Annotated in this window: 22 protein-coding genes; 13 read left to right on the top strand and 9 right to left on the bottom strand. The window is 58.6% G+C overall.

All coding sequences use genetic code 11. The annotated features are described in order from the left end of the window. Nucleotides 1–57 precede the first annotated feature (57 nt). The gene (mtgA, locus tag ACQR3R_RS19170) at nt 58–780 is read left to right on the top strand and encodes a monofunctional biosynthetic peptidoglycan transglycosylase (protein WP_428274254.1); all 723 of its coding nucleotides are present in this window, start codon (nt 58–60) and stop codon (nt 778–780) included. Nucleotides 781–1,077: 297 nt separating this feature from the next. Beyond that, nucleotides 1,078–2,040: an IS110 family transposase gene (locus ACQR3R_RS19165; RefSeq protein ID WP_428274252.1), complete on the top strand. Its 963-nt coding sequence runs from the start codon at nt 1,078–1,080 to the stop codon at nt 2,038–2,040. 89 nt (nt 2,041–2,129) lie between these two features. Here ACQR3R_RS19165 and rpoH read toward each other — a convergent pair whose 3' ends face one another. From rpoH to ftsY, 4 genes are all read right to left on the bottom strand, one after another. Further along, nucleotides 2,130–2,984, bottom strand: coding sequence for an RNA polymerase sigma factor RpoH (rpoH, locus tag ACQR3R_RS19160; protein ID WP_007897890.1), 855 nt, complete (start codon nt 2,982–2,984; stop codon nt 2,130–2,132). Between the two features lie 110 nt (nt 2,985–3,094). Further along, a complete protein-coding gene (gene ftsX, locus ACQR3R_RS19155) occupies nt 3,095–4,117 on the bottom strand; it encodes a permease-like cell division protein FtsX (protein ID WP_428274249.1) in 1,023 nt (340 codons plus the stop codon). Beyond that, on the bottom strand, nt 4,114–4,785 hold the full coding sequence (gene ftsE, locus ACQR3R_RS19150) for a cell division ATP-binding protein FtsE (RefSeq protein ID WP_054044439.1): 672 nt from the start codon (nt 4,783–4,785) through the stop codon (nt 4,114–4,116). Before ftsE ends, ftsX begins: the two co-directional genes overlap by 4 nt. Next, nucleotides 4,782–6,257, bottom strand: coding sequence for a signal recognition particle-docking protein FtsY (ftsY, locus tag ACQR3R_RS19145; protein WP_428274247.1), 1,476 nt, complete (start codon nt 6,255–6,257; stop codon nt 4,782–4,784). The genes ftsE and ftsY overlap by 4 nt, the downstream gene beginning before the upstream one ends. A 344-nt stretch (nt 6,258–6,601) precedes the next feature. Here ftsY and ACQR3R_RS19140 point away from each other — a divergent pair, with 344 nt between their 5' ends. The 5 genes from ACQR3R_RS19140 to ACQR3R_RS19120 all read left to right on the top strand — a co-directional run bounded on the left by ACQR3R_RS19140 (nt 6,602) and on the right by ACQR3R_RS19120 (nt 11,957). Further along, a complete protein-coding gene (locus tag ACQR3R_RS19140; RefSeq protein ID WP_428274245.1) occupies nt 6,602–7,957 on the top strand; it encodes an insulinase family protein in 1,356 nt (451 codons plus the stop codon). Further along, nucleotides 7,950–9,440 carry an insulinase family protein gene (locus ACQR3R_RS19135; protein ID WP_428274243.1) on the top strand — a complete coding sequence of 497 codons (1,491 nt, stop codon included), beginning with the start codon at nt 7,950–7,952 and terminating at the stop codon, nt 9,438–9,440. The genes ACQR3R_RS19140 and ACQR3R_RS19135 overlap by 8 nt, the downstream gene beginning before the upstream one ends. Continuing rightward, nucleotides 9,440–10,051, top strand: a complete 612-nt coding sequence (gene rsmD, locus ACQR3R_RS19130) for a 16S rRNA (guanine(966)-N(2))-methyltransferase RsmD (RefSeq protein ID WP_428274241.1) — start codon at nt 9,440–9,442, stop codon at nt 10,049–10,051. The genes ACQR3R_RS19135 and rsmD overlap by 1 nt, the downstream gene beginning before the upstream one ends. Before the next feature lie 63 nt (nt 10,052–10,114). Further along, a complete protein-coding gene (locus ACQR3R_RS19125) occupies nt 10,115–11,113 on the top strand; it encodes a hydrolase (protein ID WP_428274239.1) in 999 nt (332 codons plus the stop codon). A 4-nt stretch (nt 11,114–11,117) separates the two neighbouring features. Beyond that, nucleotides 11,118–11,957 (top strand): AraC family ligand binding domain-containing protein, encoded by an 840-nt coding sequence (locus ACQR3R_RS19120; RefSeq protein WP_428274238.1) that lies wholly within the window; start codon nt 11,118–11,120, stop codon nt 11,955–11,957. 80 nt (nt 11,958–12,037) lie between these two features. Here ACQR3R_RS19120 and ACQR3R_RS19115 read toward each other — a convergent pair whose 3' ends face one another. Together ACQR3R_RS19115 and ACQR3R_RS19110 are read right to left on the bottom strand one after the other, a co-directional pair. Further along, nucleotides 12,038–12,907, bottom strand: a complete 870-nt coding sequence (locus tag ACQR3R_RS19115) for a rhodanese-like domain-containing protein (protein ID WP_428274236.1) — start codon at nt 12,905–12,907, stop codon at nt 12,038–12,040. 33 nt (nt 12,908–12,940) lie between these two features. After that, nucleotides 12,941–13,612, bottom strand: coding sequence for a TetR/AcrR family transcriptional regulator (locus ACQR3R_RS19110; protein ID WP_428274234.1), 672 nt, complete (start codon nt 13,610–13,612; stop codon nt 12,941–12,943). Nucleotides 13,613–13,757: 145 nt separating this feature from the next. Here ACQR3R_RS19110 and ACQR3R_RS19105 point away from each other — a divergent pair, with 145 nt between their 5' ends. The 5 genes from ACQR3R_RS19105 (at nt 13,758) to ACQR3R_RS19085 (ending at nt 18,551) form a co-directional block, all read left to right on the top strand. Continuing rightward, on the top strand, nt 13,758–15,188 hold the full coding sequence (locus ACQR3R_RS19105; protein WP_428274232.1) for an aldehyde dehydrogenase family protein: 1,431 nt from the start codon (nt 13,758–13,760) through the stop codon (nt 15,186–15,188). A 28-nt stretch (nt 15,189–15,216) separates the two neighbouring features. Then, the gene (locus tag ACQR3R_RS19100; protein ID WP_428274230.1) at nt 15,217–15,762 is read left to right on the top strand and encodes a hypothetical protein; all 546 of its coding nucleotides are present in this window, start codon (nt 15,217–15,219) and stop codon (nt 15,760–15,762) included. 155 nt (nt 15,763–15,917) lie between these two features. Then, the gene (locus ACQR3R_RS19095) at nt 15,918–17,513 is read left to right on the top strand and encodes a GMC family oxidoreductase N-terminal domain-containing protein (RefSeq protein WP_428274228.1); all 1,596 of its coding nucleotides are present in this window, start codon (nt 15,918–15,920) and stop codon (nt 17,511–17,513) included. 115 nt (nt 17,514–17,628) lie between these two features. Beyond that, the gene (coaD, locus tag ACQR3R_RS19090) at nt 17,629–18,108 is read left to right on the top strand and encodes a pantetheine-phosphate adenylyltransferase (protein ID WP_045059801.1); all 480 of its coding nucleotides are present in this window, start codon (nt 17,629–17,631) and stop codon (nt 18,106–18,108) included. Between the two features lie 191 nt (nt 18,109–18,299). Beyond that, nucleotides 18,300–18,551: a YfhL family 4Fe-4S dicluster ferredoxin gene (locus ACQR3R_RS19085; RefSeq protein WP_162439378.1), complete on the top strand. Its 252-nt coding sequence runs from the start codon at nt 18,300–18,302 to the stop codon at nt 18,549–18,551. Nucleotides 18,552–18,691: 140 nt separating this feature from the next. Here the strand turns inward: ACQR3R_RS19085 and ACQR3R_RS19080 are convergent, their stop codons facing one another. From ACQR3R_RS19080 to ACQR3R_RS19070, 3 genes are read right to left on the bottom strand one after another with little or no spacing between them, the layout of a single operon-like run. Continuing rightward, nucleotides 18,692–19,015 (bottom strand): hypothetical protein, encoded by a 324-nt coding sequence (locus tag ACQR3R_RS19080; RefSeq protein ID WP_428274225.1) that lies wholly within the window; start codon nt 19,013–19,015, stop codon nt 18,692–18,694. A 52-nt stretch (nt 19,016–19,067) separates the two neighbouring features. Then, nucleotides 19,068–19,880, bottom strand: a complete 813-nt coding sequence (gene mutM, locus ACQR3R_RS19075; protein WP_428274223.1) for a bifunctional DNA-formamidopyrimidine glycosylase/DNA-(apurinic or apyrimidinic site) lyase — start codon at nt 19,878–19,880, stop codon at nt 19,068–19,070. A 28-nt stretch (nt 19,881–19,908) separates the two neighbouring features. Next, entirely contained in the window at nt 19,909–20,778 is an 870-nt protein-coding gene (locus ACQR3R_RS19070; protein WP_428274221.1) for an HDOD domain-containing protein, read from the bottom strand. 152 nt (nt 20,779–20,930) lie between these two features. On the opposite strand from ACQR3R_RS19070, the gene ACQR3R_RS19065 reads away from it, so the two are divergent. Continuing rightward, nucleotides 20,931–21,470 carry a DJ-1/PfpI/YhbO family deglycase/protease gene (locus ACQR3R_RS19065; protein ID WP_428274219.1) on the top strand — a complete coding sequence of 180 codons (540 nt, stop codon included), beginning with the start codon at nt 20,931–20,933 and terminating at the stop codon, nt 21,468–21,470. The last annotated feature ends 80 nt before the right edge of the window (nt 21,471–21,550 follow it).

The raw sequence follows: 21,550 nt of genomic DNA, 5'->3' as shown, positions 1-21,550 counted from the left end.
CTCGATCAACAGGGTCTGTATAATGGCCCGCTCAACGGGTTCGGCCAAGCCATCTCTATGCTGCGTTTAATTTTTCGACGTTTCACCAAAGCCCTGCTGTGGTTCGCGGGCGGCAGCGTAGTGCTGGTGCTGATTTTTCGGGTGGTACCGCCGCCGGGAACGGCGCTGATGGTCGAGCGCAAGGTCGAATCCTGGTTCGACGGCGAGCCCATTGACCTGCAACGCACCTGGAAACCCTGGGACCAGATTTCCGATGATCTGAAAGTCGCGGTCATTGCTGGCGAAGATCAAAAATTCCCGGAGCACTGGGGCTTCGACTTCGGCGCCATCCAGGCAGCGCTGGCCCACAATGAGCTGGGCGGTTCGATTCGTGGCGCCAGCACGCTCAGCCAGCAAGTCTCGAAAAACCTGTTTCTGTGGTCGGGACGCAGTTGGCTGCGCAAAGGGCTGGAAGCGTGGTTTACCGGCCTGATCGAGGTGTTCTGGCCCAAGCAGCGCATTCTTGAGGTGTACCTTAATAGCGTGGAATGGGATGACGGTGTGTTTGGCGCAGAAGCGGCTGCCCGACATCACTTTGGTGTGAGCGCCAAGTCGTTGTCCAGGCAGCAGGCAAGTTTGCTGGCGGCCGTACTGCCCAATCCGCGAGTGTGGAGCGCAAGTCATCCCACTAACTATGTTGCACGGCGAGCCGGGTGGATTCGGCAGCAAATGAGTCAACTGGGCGGCGACAGCTATTTGCTGGGGCTGAACGATTCACGGCGAGCGCCGTGGGCTCAGTAACACCACAAATCCCCTGTGGGAGCGGGCTTGCTCGCGAATGCGGTGTGTCATTCAGCAATGATGTTGACTGATACTCTGCATTCGCGAGCAAGCCCGCTTGTATGTTTAGACTTGAAGGGGTGGGTGGGACTAAAGCCTCGCTTCTGACTCTGACCAGTACAGACTGTGGGAGACATCGTCCCACCCCTTCACCTAATGCGCCGATAAGGAATGCATCGGCTCGGACCGACGATAGAAGCAAGCCAGCGCAACGGTGAACCCCGACAAGCCTTTAAACCGTAGCTCGGAGGACGGGCCATGACAATCTCGAATTCGCAGGTGGTCGTTGGTGTTGATGTCGCCAAGGACGAAATCGTGGTCTATCGAACCGATCTACAGAAAACGCAGGTCGTCAAAAACGAGCGCTCAGCTCTCAAACAGTGGTTAAAGAAGCTGCCTGCAAACAGCGCCATCGCGCTTGAGGCGACCAACACTTACCATCTCGACACAACGGAAATAGCCCATGAAATGGGGCATGACGTTTACGTTATTGATGGCTCTCGACTCAACCGCTATCGCGATGGAATAGGTATTCGAGCTAAAACAGATGCTTTGGACGCGGTGCTGCTGGCACGCTACCTCAGCAAGGAATCTGACCGGTTACGCATCTGGAACCCACCGCCCAAGGCTTACACACAACTCAAAAGCGTACTGCGGCGCAGGGCCGAGCTCGTTCAGCATCGCGTCGCACTTAAGCAAAGCTGGAAGGATGAACCCCTGCTCAAAGAGGCGCTGTCGGCGTATCTGGCCAATATTGAGCAGACTGAAAAAGACATCCAGGCGCTCTTGAAGAAGATCGTCAGTGAAGCCGGCATGGACGCGCAGGTAAAACGTTGCCAAGCCGTTGAGGGTGTAGGTGTCTTGACCGCCACCGCGGCGGTAACCGCCTTCATGCGTGGCGAATTTTCTGACAGCGACGGCTACATCGCCTTCTTGGGGATGGATCCACGGGTCAGGCAATCAGGCAAGAAAGACCAGCGACGTTACTTGTCCAAACGAGGTGACTCGGAGTTTCGGCGTCTGTTTCATAACAGCGCGATGGCCGCCAGTCGCTCTGCGACCTGGAAACCTTACTATCAGAGCTATTTGGCACGAGGCCTGAAAGGGACTGAAGCACTCGTAATCCTTGCCAGAAAACTGGCTCGGGTACTGTTTGCCTTGATGAAAAATCAAAGCGAATACAAACCAAATTCTATGGTTGGGGGTTCCCCCCAAACATAGAATCTCCCACAGGGGTAATGTGTTGGGCACAGAAACAAAAACGCCCCGATCATCACTGATCGGGGCGTTTTTTATTGCCGGTGCGCAGGTTATGCGGCGATCGACAACTTGAGCTTGTTCATCGCGCTCTTTTCGAGCTGACGAATACGCTCGGCCGACACGTTGTACTTCTGAGCCAGGTCATGCAGCGTGGCTTTCTCTTCAGCCAACCAGCGCTGATAAAGAATGTCCCGGCTACGGTCGTCCAGCACTTCCAGCGCTTCGTGCAGGTTGTGGTTGGAGTTGTCGCTCCAGTCGGCATCTTCCAGTTGACGGGCCGGGTCGTACCGGTGGTCTTCCAGATAGTTGGCCGGCGATTGGAAAGCGCTGTCGTCGTCCGCTTCAGCGGCCGGGTCGAAGGCCATGTCATGGCCGGTCAGGCGACTTTCCATCTCACGCACTTCCCGCGGCTCTACGCCGAGGCTTTCCGCCACGCGGTGGACTTCCTCGTTGTTCAGCCACGCCAGACGTTTCTTCTGGCTGCGCAGGTTGAAGAACAGCTTGCGCTGGGCCTTGGTGGTCGCGACTTTCACAATGCGCCAGTTGCGCAGGATGAACTCGTGAATTTCCGCCTTGATCCAGTGCACGGCGAACGAAACCAGACGCACACCCATTTCCGGGTTAAAGCGCTTCACGGCCTTCATCAGGCCGACGTTGCCTTCCTGGATCAGGTCAGCCTGAGCCAGGCCGTAACCGGAATAGCTACGGGCAATATGTACAACAAAACGCAGGTGGGCGAGCACCATCTGCCGAGCCGCCCCCAAATCCTGCTCATAGTAGAGACTCTCGGCCAGTTCACGCTCCTGCTCCGGCGTCAGCAATGGAATGCTGTTCACGGTGTGCACATAAGCCTCCAGGTTCGCACCCGGGACCAGAGCATATGCAGGTTGCAAAGAATTGGTCATTCAAAACCTCCGTCTTACAAAACTCGTGCAGTTCAGCACTGCGAAAATTGACCGAAAACCGAAGAACAAGTTCCCATAAACGCTGAAAGGTCAATACGAGCAAAATGATATTACTTGGGCGCAAGCTCCCTAAGGTGGCGTGCGACTGCAATCCATGCACCGATATACCCCAACAGCACCGCGCCAAGCAAGAGAGACAGACCGTCGGCAACTGGCACTCCTGCCAGCGCAAAATTACTGCCGTACAAACCGGCCAGTCCAACCACTGCCTCGTTCAACCAATTCAGGCCAAACGCCAACAAACCCCAGGAAAGAATCCCTGCACCGAAGCCATACAGCGCGCCCATGTACAAAAAAGGCCTGCGCACATAACTGTCAGTGCCGCCCACGAGTTTAATCACTTCTATCTCTGTGCGGCGGTTTTCAATATGAAGACGAATGGTATTGCCTATCACCAAAAGTAATGCAGAAACCAAAAGCACCGTCAGGCCGAACACAAATCGGTCGCCCAGCTTGAGAATGGCCGCCAAACGCTCGACCCACACTAGATCAAGCTGCGCTTGTTGTACCTTCGGCAGCTCGGAAAGTTTTTGTCTCAATGCTTCAAGAGCGGGTTTGTCGACTTCGTTCGGCGTCACCAAAACCACGCCCGGCAGCGGATTTTCCGGCAGTTCCTTGAGCGCATCGCCCAGGCCAGACTGCTGCTGAAACTCTTCAAGCGCTTGATCACGGCCGACATACTCCGCATCAGCGACACCCGGCATGCCTTTGATCTGCTCGCGCAGCGCCTCACCCTCAGCCGGGCTGGCCTCAAGCTGCAGGTACAACGAAATCTGCGCCGCACGCTGCCACGAGCCGCCGAGTCGTTCCACGTTACTCAGCAAAAGTGACAGGCCCATTGGCAAGCTCAGCGCCACCGCCATCACCATGCAGGTGAAAAAGCTACCGATTGGCTGCTTGCCCAAGCGGCGCAAGCTGTCCATCAGACTGGCGCGATGGCTTTCAATCCAGGCGCGAAACAGCGTGGCGAAGTCCGGACCGTCGTCCTCGTCGCGTTTTTTCTTCTTTTGTTGTGGGTCAGCGGCCTTCGGCGCCACGCGCTCGGAAACCTTGGGGCTGCGCGTTGCACTCATACGCCGGCCTCCCCGTCACCGATCAATCGACCGCGTTGCAGGGTCAGCATGCGATGACGCATGCGGGCGATCAAGGCCAGGTCGTGACTGGCGATCAGCACGCTGGTGCCCAAACGGTTGATGTCTTCGAACACGCCCATGATCTCTGCCGCCAGTCGCGGGTCGAGGTTACCGGTCGGTTCGTCCGCCAGCAGCAAGGCCGGGCGATGGACGATGGCGCGAGCAATACCTACACGCTGTTGCTGGCCGGTGGACAGGTCGCCAGGGTACAGATCGGTCTTGTCCGAGAGCGCCACGCGCTCCAGCGCCGAATCCACACGCTTGGCGATCTCGGGTTTGGACAAGCCCAGAATCTGCAGCGGCAGCGCGACGTTGTTGAACACCGTGCGATCAAACAGCAACTGGTGATTCTGGAACACCACGCCGATCTGCCGGCGCAGGTAAGGAATTTGCGCATTGCTGATGGTGCCAAGGTCCTGGCCCGCCAACAGTAATTTGCCAGTGGTTGGACGCTCCATCGCCAGCAACAGGCGCAGCAAGGTACTTTTACCGGCGCCGGAGTGGCCGGTCACAAACAGAAACTCACCGCGACGGACTCGAAAGCTCAGCTCATGCAAGCCGACGTGACCGTTCGGGTAGCGCTTACCGACCTGCTCGAAACGAATCATGAACGCTCCCGTTCGGCAAACAATGCCTGGACAAAGGGTTCTGCTTCAAAAGTGCGCAAATCATCGATGCCTTCACCGACGCCGATATAGCGAATCGGCAGGCCAAACTGTTTGGCCAGCGCAAAAATCACGCCGCCCTTGGCCGTGCCATCGAGTTTGGTCAGCGCCAGGCCGGTCAATTGCACGGTCTGGTTGAATTGCTTGGCCTGGTTGATGGCGTTCTGTCCGGTACCTGCGTCAAGCACCAACAGCACTTCGTGTGGCGCATCGGCGTCCAGTTTGCTGATGACGCGGCGAACCTTCTTCAGCTCTTCCATCAAATTGTCTTTGGTGTGCAGGCGACCGGCGGTATCGGCGATCAACACATCGATACCGCGCGCCTTGGCGGCCTGCACCGCATCGAAGATAACCGAGGCAGAGTCGGCGCCGGTGTGCTGGGCGATGACCGGGATCTTGTTGCGCTCGCCCCACACCTGCAATTGCTCGACCGCTGCGGCGCGGAAGGTGTCGCCAGCCGCGAGCATGACTTTTTTGCCTTCCAGCTGCAGCTTCTTCGCCAATTTGCCGATGGTGGTGGTCTTGCCGGCGCCGTTGACGCCCACCACCAGGATCACAAACGGCTTGTTTTGCAAACTGATTTTCAGCGGCTGCTCGACAGGCTTGAGCATCGCCGCCAATTCAGCTTGAAGGGATTTGTACAGTGCATCGGCATCGGCCAGCTCTTTGCGCGCAACCTTCTGGGTCAAGCGCTGGATGATCACCGAAGTCGCCTCAACGCCAACATCGGCGGTCAGCAGACGGGTTTCGATGTCGTCGAGCAGTTCGTCATCGATGATTTTCTTGCCCAGGAACAGGCTGGCCATGCCTTCGCCGATACTGGCGCTGGTCTTGGACAGGCCTTGCTTGAGACGGGCGAAGAAACCGGCCTTGGTTTCCTCGGTGCGCACAGGCTCGGCCGGGACTTCGGCGGGCTCGACAACTGCAACAGGCTCCGGAGTCAGAACGACCGGGGTAACGGGCACTTCACGCGCGGGCATCTCAGGTTCTGCAACGACCGCCGGCGCGGGTGCAGCAACAGCCACCGGCTCACGCTCGAGCGCAGGCTCAGGCTCAGGCTCAGGCGCCAATGCAACGGGAGCGGGAATCGGCGGCGTAATGTGCGGCGCCAACGCGTCTTCGACCAGGGCCACTGGCTCTTCCGCTACCGGAAGCGTAAGCCACGGTTCGGCGGCGGGCGCCAGCGGCAGTTCGACTTCGGGTTCAGCCTCGGCCACCGGTTGCAGCACCGGTTCGGCATTCAGCAGGACAATCGGCGCTGGCTCTTCTTCTATTGTCGGCGCAGGCGTTGGCTCTGGGAGTGGCTGTGGCTGTTCGACGGCGGTTTCCTGCGGCTTTTTGCGCAGCCATCCGAACAGGCCTTTCTTCTCGCCAGCCGCAGCTGGGGTCTTCTTGTCGTCGTTGGAACCAAACATGGAGGACGGCTATCTCACGGTAGCGACGCGCCAAAGGGCGCCCCGGCAAATAAATATTCAATGCAGAACAGACTGCGATTCATCGAGCTTGTTCACGCGCAACATTTTGTTGAGGCGCAAACAGCGCCTCAAAGGTCGACTAATACGAAGGACTGCAACGGCATCGTCGGCGAAAACGCTGAGTTTAGCTGACAAACTCAAAGCTTCAGACGCAAACCCAAACAACCTGCTGACCCATTAAAGGCCTGATAGGCGTGGCCGCCAGTAAAACGGATCAGTATCCTAGCACCCTCTCGCCCGCTGACGCTAAGAACAAGCGGGCAGCCCCAAAGGTTTAAAAACGAATGAATGCTCTAGCCCGCCGCGCTGCAGGCCTGCTGCTCAGCACAGTTTGCCTGCCACTTTCAGCTTTGGCTGCCGACCCTCAACCCACCCACGAATTCACCCTGGACAATGGCCTCAAGGTTGTTGTGCGCGAAGACCATCGTGCGCCAGTGGTGGTTTCGCAGATTTGGTACAAGGTCGGCTCCAGTTACGAGACACCGGGGCAAACCGGTTTGTCCCACGCACTCGAACACATGATGTTCAAGGGCAGCGAAAAAGTCGGCCCGGGCGAAGCGTCGTTGATTCTGCGTGACCTGGGCGCTGAAGAAAACGCGTTCACCAGTGATGACTTCACCGCTTATTACCAAGTGCTGGCCCGTGACCGGCTCGGTGTAGCGTTCGAGCTCGAAGCCGATCGCATGGCCAGCCTGCGTTTGCCAGCCGACGAGTTCGCCCGTGAAATTGAAGTAATTAAAGAAGAACGCCGGTTGCGCACCGACGACAAGCCGATGTCCAAGGCCTACGAGCGTTTCAAGGCGATGGCGTACCCGGCCAGCGGTTATCACACGCCAACCATCGGCTGGATGGCAGATCTGGACCGCATGAAAGTCGAGGAACTGCGCCACTGGTACCAGTCCTGGTATGTGCCGAACAACGCCACACTGGTAGTGGTTGGCGATGTGACGCCGGACGAGGTGAAAACCCTGGCTCAGCGCTACTTCGGGCCCATTGCCAAACGTGATGTACCACCGTCGAAAATCCCGCTGGAGCTGGCCGAGCCCGGCGAACGCTTGATTACGTTGCACGTGCAGACTCAATTGCCGAGCCTGATGCTGGGCTTCAACGTGCCGAGCATCGCCACTGCCGAAGACAAGCGCTCGGTGAATGCGCTGCGCCTGATTTCAGCCCTGCTCGATGGCGGCTATAGCGCACGTATCCCGACGCAACTGGAGCGCGGTGAAGAGCTGGTGTCCGGGGGCTCGTCGAGTTACGACGCCTACACCCGTGGCGACAGCCTGTTCACGTTGTCCGCTACACCGAACACCCAGAAAAACGTCACCCTGGCGCAAACCGAGGCCGGTTTGTGGAAGCTGCTCGATCAGTTGAAAACCACCGCGCCGTCCGCTGAAGAACTGGAGCGCGTGCGTGCGCAGGTGATTGCAGGCCTGGTCTACGAACGTGATTCGATCACCAGCCAGGCGACGGCCATTGGTCAACTGGAAACGGTTGGCTTGTCGTGGAAGCTGATGGACACCGAACTGGCCGACCTCGAAAGCGTGACCCCGCAAGACATTCAGAAAGCCGCCACGCTGTATTTCACCCGCGAGCGTCTCAGCGTCGCCCATGTCCTGCCACTGGAGACGACTCATGAGTGAGCGTAAAAAACCACGTCTGGCCCTGATTGGCCTGATCGTTGTCGCATTGATCGGCGCTACCGGTGTCTACCTGTTTCAATCTGACAACTCGAACGCCAGTGAAGCCCTGGACAAAGCCCAATCCAGCAACAAACTGCAGTCGCTGGCCGAACTCGACGGCAAGGCCCCCAGCAACCGCTCGCTGAATGTACAAACCTGGCAAACCGCTGAAGGCGCCAAGGTTCTGTTCGTCGAGGCTCGCGAGTTGCCGATGTTCGACATGCGGCTGATCTTCGCCGCCGGCAGCAGCCAGGACGGCGACGCTCCAGGCCTGGCAGTATTGACCAATGCGATGCTCAACGAAGGCGTCGCAGGCAAAGATGTCGGCGCCATTGCTCAAGGTTTTGAAGGCCTGGGCGCCGATTTCGGTAACGGCGCCTATAAGGACATGGCGCTTGTGTCGTTGCGTAGCCTGAGCGCTGCCGACAAGCGTGAACCCGCCCTGAAGTTGTTCTCTGAAGTCGTCGGCAAACCGACCTTCCCTGCCGACTCCTTTGCCCGCATCAAGAACCAGATGCTCGCAGGCTTCGAATACCAGAAGCAAAACCCCGGCAAACTCGCCAGCCTGGAGCTGATGAACCGTCTGTACGGCGACCACCCTTACGCACACTCAAGCGATGGCACGGCCAAAACGGTTCCAGCCATTACCCTGGAGCAACTGCGTGAGTTCCATCAAAAAGCCTATGCGTCGGGCAACGTAGTGATCGCACTGGTGGGCGACTTGTCTCGCGCTGAAGCCGAAGCGATTGCCGCGCAAGTGTCGAGCGCACTGCCGAAAGGTCCGGCGCTGGCAAAAATCCCGCAACCGGTCGAACCCAAGGCCAGCGTCAGCCATATCGAGTTTCCGTCCAAGCAGACCAACCTGATGCTCGCGCAACTGGGCATCGACCGTGACGATCCGGACTATGCAGCCTTGTCGATGGGCAACCAGATTCTCGGCGGTGGCGGTTTCGGCACCCGTTTGATGAGTGAAGTGCGCGAGAAACGTGGCCTGGCCTATGGCGTGTATTCGGGCTTCACCCCGATGCAAGCACGCGGCCCGTTCATGATCAACCTGCAAACCCGTGCCGAGATGAGCGAAGGCACTCTCAAACTGGTACAGGACGTACTCGCCGACTATCTTAAAACCGGCCCGACCGAGAAAGAACTCGACGACGCCAAGCGTGAACTGGCCGGCAGCTTCCCGCTGTCCACGGCCAGCAACGCCGACATCGTTGGTCAGCTCGGCGCGATGGGGTTCTACAACTTGCCGCTCAGCTACCTGGAAGACTTCATGCAGCAGTCCCAGAGCCTGACCGTCGAACAGGTCAAAACTGCAATGAACAAACACCTGAGCACGGACAAAATGGTCATCGTCAGCGCTGGCCCGACCGTGCCGCAAAAGCCGTTACCGGCCCCATCTGATAAACCTGCCGAGCAGCCGCTCGGGGTTCCGGAGCATTAATGGCTACTCGTCCAAAAAAACCTGTTCACAACGTGCATAACGGCGTGAACCAACTGCGCATCATTGGCGGCGAATGGGGCAGCCGCAAGCTGAGTTTCCCCGATGCGCCGGGCCTGCGCCCGACGCCTGACCGGGTACGTGAAACCCTGTTCAACTGGCTCGCACCGTACATTGCCGGGGCCAAGGTGCTGGACCCGTTCGCTGGCAGCGGCGCGCTGTTTCTGGAAGCGCTGTCGCGTGGCGCCGCGATGGGCCAGGCGCTAGACGCCAGCAATATTGCGGTTTCCAGCATCAAGGAGCACTTGGGCACGCTGCGCTGCACCACCGGCCAGATTCAGACGGCCGATGCGTTGCGCTACCTGGAAACCCAGGCAGCCACGGCCTACGACGTGGTGTTCCTCGACCCGCCGTTCAACCAGAACCTGTTACCGACCGTTTGCACGCTGCTTGAAGAGCGCCAATGGCTGGCTGACGAAGCCTGGATCTACACTGAAAGCGAAAATGCACCGTCCAGCCTTGGTTTGCCGGGCGGCTGGCGTCTGCACCGCGAGCAGAAATCCGGGCGGGTCTACTACGCCTTGTGGCAACGTATGGCAGAGATCGCCGGTTAATCGACCGGCCTGAAAAAGGTGCGCGCCTCGAACGAGGCCCGCACCGCTGCATCGAGAACAATCGTGCCCTCACCGTCTGAACGTTTTACCCCCGCCTTCGGCCTAGGCAACCCGCACCTGCAAACCTTGTGGGGCCCGCTGTGGCGCAAAACCACGCACATCGAACGCGAGCGCGAACGCTTGTGGCTCGACGATGGCGACTTCCTTGATCTGGATTGGCACGGCCCGCACAGCGCTGATGCACCGTTAGTATTGGTGTTGCACGGGCTGACGGGTTCTTCGAATTCACCTTATGTAGCCGGTTTGCAAAAAGTGCTGGGCACCCAAGGCTGGGCCAGCGTCGCGCTGAACTGGCGCGGCTGCTCCGGCGAGCCCAACTTGCTACCCCGCAGCTACCATTCGGGCGCCAGCGAAGACCTGGCAGAAGCCATCAGACACTTGCGGGCAAAACGGCCGTTGGCGCCATTGTATGCAGTCGGATACTCGCTGGGCGGTAACGTCCTGCTGAAGCATCTGGGCGAAACCGGCAGTGACAGCGGCGTACTCGGCGCCGTAGCGGTGTCGGTGCCGTTTCGTCTGGATCAATGTGCAGACCGTATCGGCCAGGGTTTTTCCAAGGTCTATCAGGCGCACTTCATGCGCGAAATGGTGGGCTACATCAAGAACAAGCAACGGCAGTTCCAGCATGACGGGCGCGAGGATGGCCTGGCTGAGCTGGCAGCGTTGGGCTCGCTGGAAAACATGCGTACGTTTTGGGATTTCGATGGGCGGGTGACGGCCCCGCTGCATGGTTTTACCGATGCCGAGGATTACTATCGCCGCGCTTCCAGCCGCTACTTCCTCGGTGAAATCCGCACCAGGACCTTGATCATTCAAGCGGCTGATGACCCGTTCGTGTTTCCTCACAGCCTGCCCGATGCCGAAGAACTGTCTGCCACCACCGAATTCGAATTGCAGCCAAAAGGTGGGCACGTCGGCTTCGTCGATGGCTCCTTCAAGCAGCCGGGTTATTACCTGGAACGGCGTATTCCGCATTGGCTGGCCGCTGTGGGTCGCGGATAGGCCGATGAACACCGATCACGGCGAGTCGATTCGTTTCTGGCAAACGGCACCATTGGCTGGGGTCGAACTGTTGTCGGCGCGCTACATCGAGCACCGCTTTGCGCCTCATGTGCACGACGGCTATGTGATCGGCATGATCATGGCCGGTGCACAGCGTTACCGTTATCGCGGCGCCGAACACCTGGCGGGCAGCGGCACGCTGGTGCTGATCAACCCCCACGAACTGCACACCGGTCATAAGGGCACGGAGGACGGTTGGTTATACCGGGCGTTTTATCCCGACAGCGATCAGATTGTCTCGCTGCTGGCAGAACTGGAGTTGCCGACCAACACGCTGCCGACATTTGGCGCCACGTTGTACCGCGACCCGGATCTGGTGAAGGGTTTCTGCCAACTGCATCGTTTGCTGGAAAGCCCTGCTACCGCGCTGCAACAACAGACGGTTTGGCGAGAAATGATGCTGTCGCTGCTGCAACGTCATGCAGCGGTGCCGATTGCCGGCAAACCCGGCAAGGAGCATCGAGCCGTGATCATGGCCAAGGACTTGCTGCACGCGCAATTGGCGGCGCCGCCGTCGCTGGAAGATCTGGCGGCAGCGGTCAACCTGTCACCGTTCCACTTCGCCAGGGTATTCCGCCGCGCGACGGGCATGCCGCCGCATACCTGGCTGATGCAGCAACGCATCGCACAGGCCCGGGCACTGCTACAGAATGGTTGTTTGCCACTGGAAGTGGCGACGCAGTTGGGATTTGCCGACCAGAGTCATCTGAGTCGGCAGTTCAAACAGGCTTACGGGGTGGGTCCGGGCGCTTATCGCAGCGCCCGGCAATCGCTCAGGCAATGAACCGATGCGGGCGCTGACTTGCAGGCGATGGAGTATCAATCGACATCAATGTGACTGACCCGCCATCGCTGGCAAGCCAGCTAGGGGATTGGGGATTCTTCGCCCTTGGCGACGCCTCGTGCCGGGTCGTTGATCCACTCGCTCCACGAGCCGGCATACAACGCCCCCAATGGATAACCCGCCAGGCACAACGCGAACAGGTTATGGCACGCCGTCACGCCGGACCCGCAGTAAGCCACCAAATCATCCGGGGACCGAGCGCCTATTTTCTCGGCGAAACGCTGCTTGAGCTGATCAGCCGGTAGAAAACGCCCGTCACTGCCAAGGTTGTCAGTAAACGCTGCGCACTGCGCGCCAGGAATATGCCCGGCGACCGGATCGATAGGCTCAACTTCACCCTTGAAGCGTGGCAAACCGCGCGCATCAAGCAATGTCAGCGCGGGCTGGCCCAGACGTTGCTGAAGTTGGTCTGCGCTCAACAGCAGCGTGTTGTCTGGCGTGCCGCTGAAGGTGCCTGGCTTGAGGGTGCACGCATCCAGACTCAGCGGCAATCCGGCGGCGTGCCAAGCCTTGAGGCCGCCATCGAGGATGAACACGCCGTCACGCTTGCCCAGCCAGGCCAGTAACCACCAGGCTCTCGCTGCGAAGGCGCCAGGGCCGTCGTCGTACAAAACAACTTCACTGTCGGCATTGATGCCCCAGGTTTTCAGCCGCTCGATCAGTGCTTCTGGTTCCGGCAGTGGATGACGACCGGTCACACCCTTCACCGCCCGCGCGCTTAGATCACGCTCCAGATCGGCAAAAACCGACCCGGCAATATGCCCCTCGGCATAGCTACGCTGCCCGTAATCCGGGTCTTCGAGGGCAAAACGACAATCCAGAATCACCAACCCCGGCGTGTCCTTTTTAAGGTCTAACGCTTGCGGGCTGATCAGTTGCGCAATGGGCATGACGGGCTCCTGTGATTAAAGCGATGTTTGATCCTAATGTACTTCTTCCAGAGCCTGGACCAGCGGCACGTAAAACTCTTCATACAGCGCATTTACCGCGTCGCGCGCCTGATCCGTGACAAATCCGGCTTCAAGCACCAGCACTTGGTAAATGCCACGTTTGATGGCCTGTTCGCTCAAGTGATTGGAGTTTTCCCGTGTGGTGCACAAAAACCGTACCCAGGACGTGAGGATGATCCAGGCATTCAGGGTCAGGGATTCGATTTGCACCTTGTCCATGGACAGAATGCCGGCCTCCACGAAACCGGCGTAGATGTGAGTGCCATAAATAAGGCAGCGTTGCGAAAAACGCCGGTAGCGGGCAGCCAGTTCGGGATCGCTGTCGAGCAGATGCTCAAGATCACGGTGTAAAAACCGATAGCGCCACATCGCCGCCAGCAGCTCCTGCAGATAGAAACGCTTGTCTTCCACGGTGGCCGCGCGCCCTTGAGGTGGGCGCAAAAAGCTGTCCACCAGGCTTTCGTACTCACTGAACAGCACGGCGATAATCGCCTGCTTATTGGGGAAGTGGTAGTACAGGTTGCCCGGAGAAATCTCCATATGGGCCGCAATATGGTTGGTGCTGATGCTGCGCTCGCCCTGTTGATTGAACAGCTCCAGGCTGTTCTGGACGATGCGCTCGCTGGTTTTTATCCGAGGGGCCATGGCTTGAGCTTTAATTCAGAGTGCGATGAGGGGCATCTTACGACCTATCGTCAGGTGGATAAAACAAAGCGACGTCAGGATGTCATTTGACTTTTTAGAGCATAGACTCTAAAAAAGCTTCATAACACTAAAACCGGAGCCGACCATGACTGCTGACATTGCCTACCTGCAGAACCTGCAGCAGCCTTTGGATGAAGTGCTAACGCTGTTTAACGCTCAGCGCGCAGCTTACGCGGCGAACCCCATGCCGCCGGCAGCCCAACGCTTGCAATGGCTAAAGGCGCTGCGAGATCTGTTGAGCAACGAGCGTCAGGCGCTGATAGCGGCGATCAGCCAGGACTTCAGCCACCGCAGCGCGGATGAAACCTTGCTCGCCGAACTGATGCCCAGCCTGCATGGCATTCACTACGCCAGCCAGCACCTTAAAGGCTGGATGAAAGCCTCGAGGCGCAAAGTAGGCGTTGCTTTTCAACCGGCGTCGGCCAAAGTGGTTTACCAGCCGCTGGGCGTAGTCGGCGTGATCGTGCCCTGGAATTATCCGCTGTACCTGGCCATCGGGCCGCTGGTGGGCGCGTTGTCGGCGGGCAACCGGGTCATGCTTAAACTCAGCGAGTCCACCCCCGCGACCGGCCTGCTGCTGAAAGAACTGTTGGCCCGCATCTTCCCTGAAGACCTGGTGTGCGTCGTGCTGGGTGAAGCTGACATCGGCGTAGCATTTTCCCGCCTGCGGTTCGATCATTTGTTGTTCACCGGTGCCACCAGCATTGGCAAACACGTCATGCGCGCCGCTGCCGAGAACCTGACGCCGGTGACGCTTGAACTGGGTGGCAAGTCGCCGGCCATCGTTTCCCACGATGTACCGCTGAAGGACGCGGCTGAGCGCATCGCGTTCGGCAAAACACTCAACGCCGGGCAAACCTGTGTGGCGCCGGACTACGTGCTGGTGCCTGAAAACCGCGTGGGTGCTTTCGTCGAAGCTTACCGCCAGGCAGTTCGCGGTTTTTTTCCGACGCTGGCCGACAACCCGGACTACACCGCCATAATCAATGACCGTCAATTGGCACGACTCAGCGGCTACATCAGCGACGCCACCAGCAAGGGCGCACTGCTGATTCCGCTATTCGAGCAAGGCCAGGGCCGGCGCATGGCGCACAGCTTGCTGCTGAATGTCAGCGACGACATGACCGTGATGCAGGACGAGATCTTCGGCCCGTTGCTGCCAATCGTCCCTTACACCGATCTGGATGAGGCGTTTGCCTACATCAACCAACGGCCCCGTCCGCTGGCGCTGTATTACTTCGGCTACGACAAACGCGAACAAAACCGAGTGCTTCACGAAACCCATTCCGGTGGCGTCTGCCTCAACGACACGTTGCTGCACGTGGCGCAGGACGACATGCCGTTTGGTGGGATCGGGGCGTCGGGCATGGGCCATTACCATGGCCATGAAGGCTTCCTGACCTTCAGCAAGGCCAAGGGCGTGTTGATTAAACAGCGCTTCAACGCCGCAAAATTGATTTATCCACCGTACGGCAAATCGATTCAGAAACTGATTCAGAAGCTGTTTATTCGCTAACGATGGTCCGCGTCGGGTAATAACAATAATGAACCCCAGCCTGTCTGATACACCCGCGCTGTCACGGCGCGGCCTGCTTAAATTCAGCCTCGGCGCCAGCGCTTTTCTGGCCACGGCCGGTGTGACCGCCAGCCTCAGCGGTTGCTCGTCGAGTGTCCCGGCCAATGGTTTTGCAATTCTGCGCAGCGCCGACCTGTTGTTTTTGCGGGCCCTGGTGCCGGTGATGCTGGAGGGCGCGGTGACTGTCGAGCACATGCCCAGCGCAATCGATGCCACCCTCAAGTCCCTGGATAACGGGTTGAATCACCTGTCACCGTCAATGCTCAAGCTCACGCAGCAACTGTTCGACGTGCAGGCAATGACCGTGACGCGCGGGCCGCTTACCGGAATCTGGGGCAGCTGGGAAAACGCCAGCGCCGACGATATTCGGCACTTTCTGCAGCGCTGGGAAAACAGCTCGTTGAGTTTGCTGCGCATGGGCCATAGCTCGTTGCTGCAGTTGGTGATGATGGCTTGGTACAGCCGCAAGGAATCATGGGCACATTGCGGGTATCCCGGGCCGCCTACTGTTTAAGACCGTGTCGCGCCCTTCGCGGGCAAGCCGCGCTCCCACAAGGGTTTGAGGTGGACCAACCTTTTGTGAGCGACGCAAATCCTCTGGGAGCGTGGCTTGCCCGCGAATGCGCAAGCCGCCTCACCTGCGAATCAACAATAAGAAGAGACCTGAAAATGCCTGTACCTGATCCGTTCCGTGAAGGCTTGGCCCGTGGCTGGAAAACCTACAACGGCGCGCAATTGACCCAAGACCTGACACTGGAAGCGGACGTCGCGATCATCGGCAGCGGCGCCGGTGGTGGTACCACCGCCGAAATTCTCAGCGCTGCCGGCTACAAGGTTTTGCTGATAGAAGAAGGCCCGCTCAAGACCAGCAGCGACTTCAAGATGCTTGAAGACCAGGCCTACAGCAGCCTGTATCAGGAAGGTATTGGCCGCATGAGCAAGGACGGGGCGATCACCATCCTTCAAGGCCGAGCGGTGGGTGGTACCACGTTGATCAACTGGACATCGAGTTTTCGCACCCCCGATCCAACCCTTGAACACTGGGCCACCGAGCACAACGTCAAAGGTCACAGCCCTGCCGAAATGGCGCCATGGTTCGAAAAAATGGAGCAACGTCTCGGCGTTGCGCCCTGGCTGATCCCACCGAACGCCAACAACGATGTTATCCGCAAGGGTTGTGAGCGTCTGGGTTACGCCTGGCATGTGATCCCGCGCAACGTGCGCGGCTGCTGGAACCTCGGCTATTGCGGCATGGGCTGCCCGACCAACGCCAAGCAATCGATGATGGTGACGACCATTCCGGCGACTCTGGAAAAAGGTGGCGAGTTGCTGTACCTGGCCCGAGCCGAAAATCTTTCGATCAAGGACGGCAAGATCACAGGCCTGCAATGCGTGGCGATGGATGAACGCTGCGTCGCGCCCACCGGCTATACCATCACGGTCAAGGCACGGCATTACGTGCTAGCGGGCGGCGGCATAAACAGTCCGGCGTTGCTGCTGCGCTCTGACGCACCAGACCCGCACAAGCGACTGGGCAAACGCACCTTCCTGCACTTGGTCAACATGTCCGCCGGGCTGTTCGACGAGGTGATCAACCCGTTTTATGGGGCACCGCAGTCGATCTATTCCGACCACTTCCAATGGCAGGACGGCACCACTGGCAAGATGTCCTACAAACTCGAAGTACCACCGCTGCAACCCGCGTTGGCCGCGACGCTGCTGGGCGGCTTCGGCCAGGAAAACGCCCGGCACATGCAGAATCTGCCAAACACCCACGCCATGCTTGCGTTACTGCGCGACGGTTTTCACCCAGACAGTCCCGGTGGCAATGTAGAACTGCGCGGGGATAACACGCCGGTGCTCGACTATCAGGTTTCGCCCTATGCCTGGGACGGTTTGCGCCGGGCCTTCCACAGCATGGCCGAGATCCAGTTCGCCGGTGGCGCCAACGCTGTGATGCCGATGCACGCGGACGCTCGTTACGTGAAAACCATCGCCGAAGCGCGCACGCTGATTGATGGTTTGAGCCTTGAGTTGTATCGAACGCGCCTTGGCAGCGCGCATGTCATGGGCGGTTGTGCAATGGGCGAAGACCCGAAAAATGCAGTCACCGACAGTTGGGGACGCCATCATCAGATCAGTAATCTGTCGATCCACGACGGCTCGTTATTCCCTACCAGCATTGGGGCAAACCCGCAGTTATCGGTCTATGGGCTGACCGCACAACTGGCGACGGCGCTGGCCGATCGTTTAAAAAACCCGTGAAAACGAAGGATATTCCTATCGTCTATAGTGCTTTCTTACCCAACAGGCGACTTGGCCGACCGGGAAGGCTGCGATACCATCCGACTCCCCAACGGACTCCCGCCAGGACGACGCGATGAACCGAGTGTTGTACCCAGGTACCTTCGACCCTATTACCAAGGGCCATGGCGATCTGGTCGAACGCGCCTCGCGCCTGTTCGATCACGTGATCATCGCCGTCGCTGCCAGCCCGAAAAAAAACCCGCTATTCCCTTTGGAACAGCGTGTAGAGCTGGCCCGCGAGGTCACTAAACATCTGCCAAACGTTGAAGTCGTCGGCTTCTCGACGCTGCTGGCGCATTTTGCCAAAGAGAAGAACGCCAACGTCTTCCTGCGTGGTTTGCGCGCGGTATCAGACTTCGAATACGAGTTTCAGCTGGCTAACATGAACCGCCAGTTGGCGCCGGATGTGGAGAGCCTGTTTCTGACGCCCTCCGAACGTTATTCGTTTATTTCTTCGACACTGGTCCGAGAAATCGCGGCTTTGGGCGGCGATATCACCAAGTTCGTGCACCCTGCGGTGGCGGACGCCCTGACCGAACGCTTCAAGAAGTAAGACCCAACTGTAGGCGCGGCCAATCGACGCTCGATCGCTGGAGATGGACGTTAACGGTAACGAGAGCTGCCTGAAATAAACGCGGCGCTCTCTCGTCCATCGCCAGTAAGCTGGCTCCTACAGCGCCAATGCGGCACAATTGCGCGCATTGGTTTATTGCGCCCGGGCCTCGCGCCCCGGCTGGAGTTAGCATGTCCCTGATCATCACCGACGATTGCATTAATTGCGATGTCTGCGAACCCGAGTGCCCGAACGCCGCTATTTCACAAGGCGAAGAGATCTACGTCATCGACCCGAACCTGTGCACACAGTGTGTCGGCCACTACGATGAACCGCAGTGCCAACAAGTGTGCCCAGTGGATTGCATTCCGCTGGATGAAGCGCATCCGGAGACTGAAGAACAGTTGATGGAGAAGTACCGGGTGATTACCGGTAAGGCTTGAGCCTGAAGTTGTGTGGCGCTTATTCGCGCTTTATCGCCAGCAGGCTGGTCCCGCATTAGGTTTGTGAACAGTTCAGATCCAATGTGGGAGCCAGCCTGCTGGCGATAAAGCCATCAGCCAAACCAGAAAATCCGGCTGACTTATTCCCGCTGTTCAAACCCCTCCCCAATACACCCAAGGCATCGCACGAACGCAGCCTTCGCCGGGTCGACCACCAACGCCTGTCCCGCATCGCCAATACCGCCGCCCAACGCGGTAAACGGCAACGACACCACAAATGCTCCCGCACCGATGACCGTTGCCACGACCAGCAAGGGTCGGGCAATCAACAGATCGCCGATCATGGCGTACGCCGGTGGATTTTGAATGGTGTAGCGCGGGTCGCCGCTGCCGCTGTTTTCCGCCAATGCTGGCACACCAATGCTCAGCAGCAACGCAACGACAAGGGTTTTAAACAGGTTCATGGCACGGTCCTTCGGCTAGGCAGTGATTACTGACTATAGACCGTAGGCGCTATCAGCTCTGACAGCGAGGGCAAAAGACGCTGGCGCGCTGACCCAGTTTCACGTCTCGCAACTCGGTACCGCAGACTTTGCACTGCTCACCGCCGCGCCCGTAAACAAAAAGTTCCTGCTGGAAATACCCCGGCTGACCATCGCCGCCAATGAAATCGCGCAGCGTGGTGCCGCCACGTTCGATGGCGTGGGCGAGGATGCGCTTGATCTCGATTGCCAATTTCAAATAACGCGCTCGGGAGATGCTTTTGGCCTCCCGGCGCGGGTCGATCCCGGCAGCAAACAGCGCCTCGGTTGCATAGATATTGCCAACTCCTACCACCACAGCGTTGTCCATGATGAACGGCTTGACCGCCATCGAGCGAGAACGTGAAAGCTGGAATAGCCGATCGCCGTCAAACAGATCGGTCAAGGGCTCCGGCCCCAGGCGAATCAGCAGCTCGTGATTCAGCGGGTCGAGGCTCCAGAGCATCGCACCAAAGCGGCGTGGGTCGGTGTAGCGCAGTGCCAGACCCGACTCGAGTTCGATGTCCACATGTTCATGCTTGGCTGCCGGCATGCCGACTTCCACGAGGCGCAGGTTGCCGGACATGCCCAAATGGCTGATCAACGTGCCGACTTCGGCATTGATCAGCAGGTATTTGGCACGACGTTCGACCAGCACGATACGCTGGCCGGACAGCCGCACATCCAGGTCTTCCGGAATCGGCCAGCGCAAGCGGCGATCACGCACGATCACCCGACTGACGCGCTGTCCTTCCAGGTGCGGTGCAATTCCGCGGCGGGTGGTTTCGACTTCTGGCAGTTCAGGCATGGTGCTCTCGAATCAGGCTGTGAGGCACTCAGCGATGAGTGCCGAGGTCGCGAATCGTTTGTTTGAGGGTCTCGAAGTCGTAGTCCGAAAGACCGACATAATCGAGCACCAAATGCCCGATGCTGTTCCATTCGTAGTCTTCGGTCTGGTTGCCCAGCACACGGTAAGACGCACAGATGTGCTCGGCCATTTTCAGGATTGCCAGCAGGTTTTTCAGTTGGGCGTTACGCGAAGACTCGTCGCTGAAGATCGCCAGCGCATTGTGGTGATTGGCAATCGCGGTACTCACGTGCTCCGGCAGGCGCCAGGATTTGGCGGTGTAGTAACCGACCACGGCATGGTTGGTGTTAAACGCACGGTTCTCGGTATCGACCACCCGGCACTCGGCGCTGGCGTTGGCATAGGCCTCCTCCAGCACAGACATGTAGTTGGGGAAGCGCTGAAGCATCAGCGGCACGCCACAGTCGTGGAACAGGCCCAACGCGTACGCTTCATCGCCCGCCTGACCGCCGATACGCTTGGCCAGCGTCAGGCAAGTCATTGCCACGTCCTGCGCGGTGTCCCAGAAACGGTTCAGGGTGACGATGGTGTCGTCATTCATCTCGCCCTTGATCGACTGCGCGTTGATCAGGTTGATGATCGAACGACTGCCCAACAGGTTCACCGCGCGCTGAATCGAAGTGATCTTGTTTGTCAGCCCGTAATACGGCGAATTGACGATTTTCAGCAATGAGCCGGAAAGCCCCGGGTCTTGGGAGATCAGCTTGGCAATCACCTCCAGATCCGGGTCGGGCATGTACTGCTCCATCTGCAAATCCACCATGATCTGCGGCTGGGCCGGCACGCTGATGCCTTGCAGGGACTGTTGAATTTGTTCGGTGGTCAGCTCTGGGGACATAAGTTCACGCTCTGAGTCAGGCGCCGATTCTAACCTTTATGAACTTGGATCCGACACACCAGCTGGCATATCGCCGGAACTTTCATCCAGGCCAGGGCTTCGGACTCTGTAATGCCCACGGGCAAACACTTACCGAGCCAGGAGTTGTCGTCATGTCCCAGTCGTTGAATGGCAAGCGCGTCGCAATTTTAGTAACAGATGGTTTCGAACAGGTCGAATTGACCGGGCCCAAACAAGCACTGGAGCAAGCCGGCGCCACGGTCGAGATCCTTTCCGACAAGGAAGGCCAGGTCAAAGGCTGGAATCACGATAAACCGGCGGATGATTTCAACGTCGATCAGACGTTCAAAGCGGCCAGCATCGAACAGTACGACGCAGTGGTCTTGCCGGGCGGGGTGCAAAATTCCGACACCATTCGAATTGATCTGGACGCGCAACACCTGGTCAAAACCGGAACCTCGGCCGGCAAACCGATTGCGGTGATCTGCCATGGCGGCTGGTTGCTGGTGTCCGCAGGCCTGGTCAGGGGCAAGACCATGACCAGTTACAAAACCCTCAAGGACGACCTGGAGAATGCCGGCGTCAATTGGGTGGACAAGGAAGTGGTCACTGACGGCAAATTGATCAGCAGCCGCCAACCCGATGACATCCCGGCGTTCAATCGCGAACTCATCAGTGCGTTGTCTGACTGACCCGACCTTGCATGGTGAGGGGATTGATCCCCGTTGGCAGCGAAGCCGCCCCAAGATTACTGGCCTCCTGCGACCGCGAT

The sequence above is a fragment of the Gordonia sp. IEGM753 genome (genome assembly GCF_050321825.1).
GTDB lineage: Bacteria > Pseudomonadota > Gammaproteobacteria > Pseudomonadales > Pseudomonadaceae > Aquipseudomonas.
The sequence above is the reverse complement of the archived record's forward strand: the minus strand, read 5'-3'. Positions and strand labels throughout refer to the sequence as shown.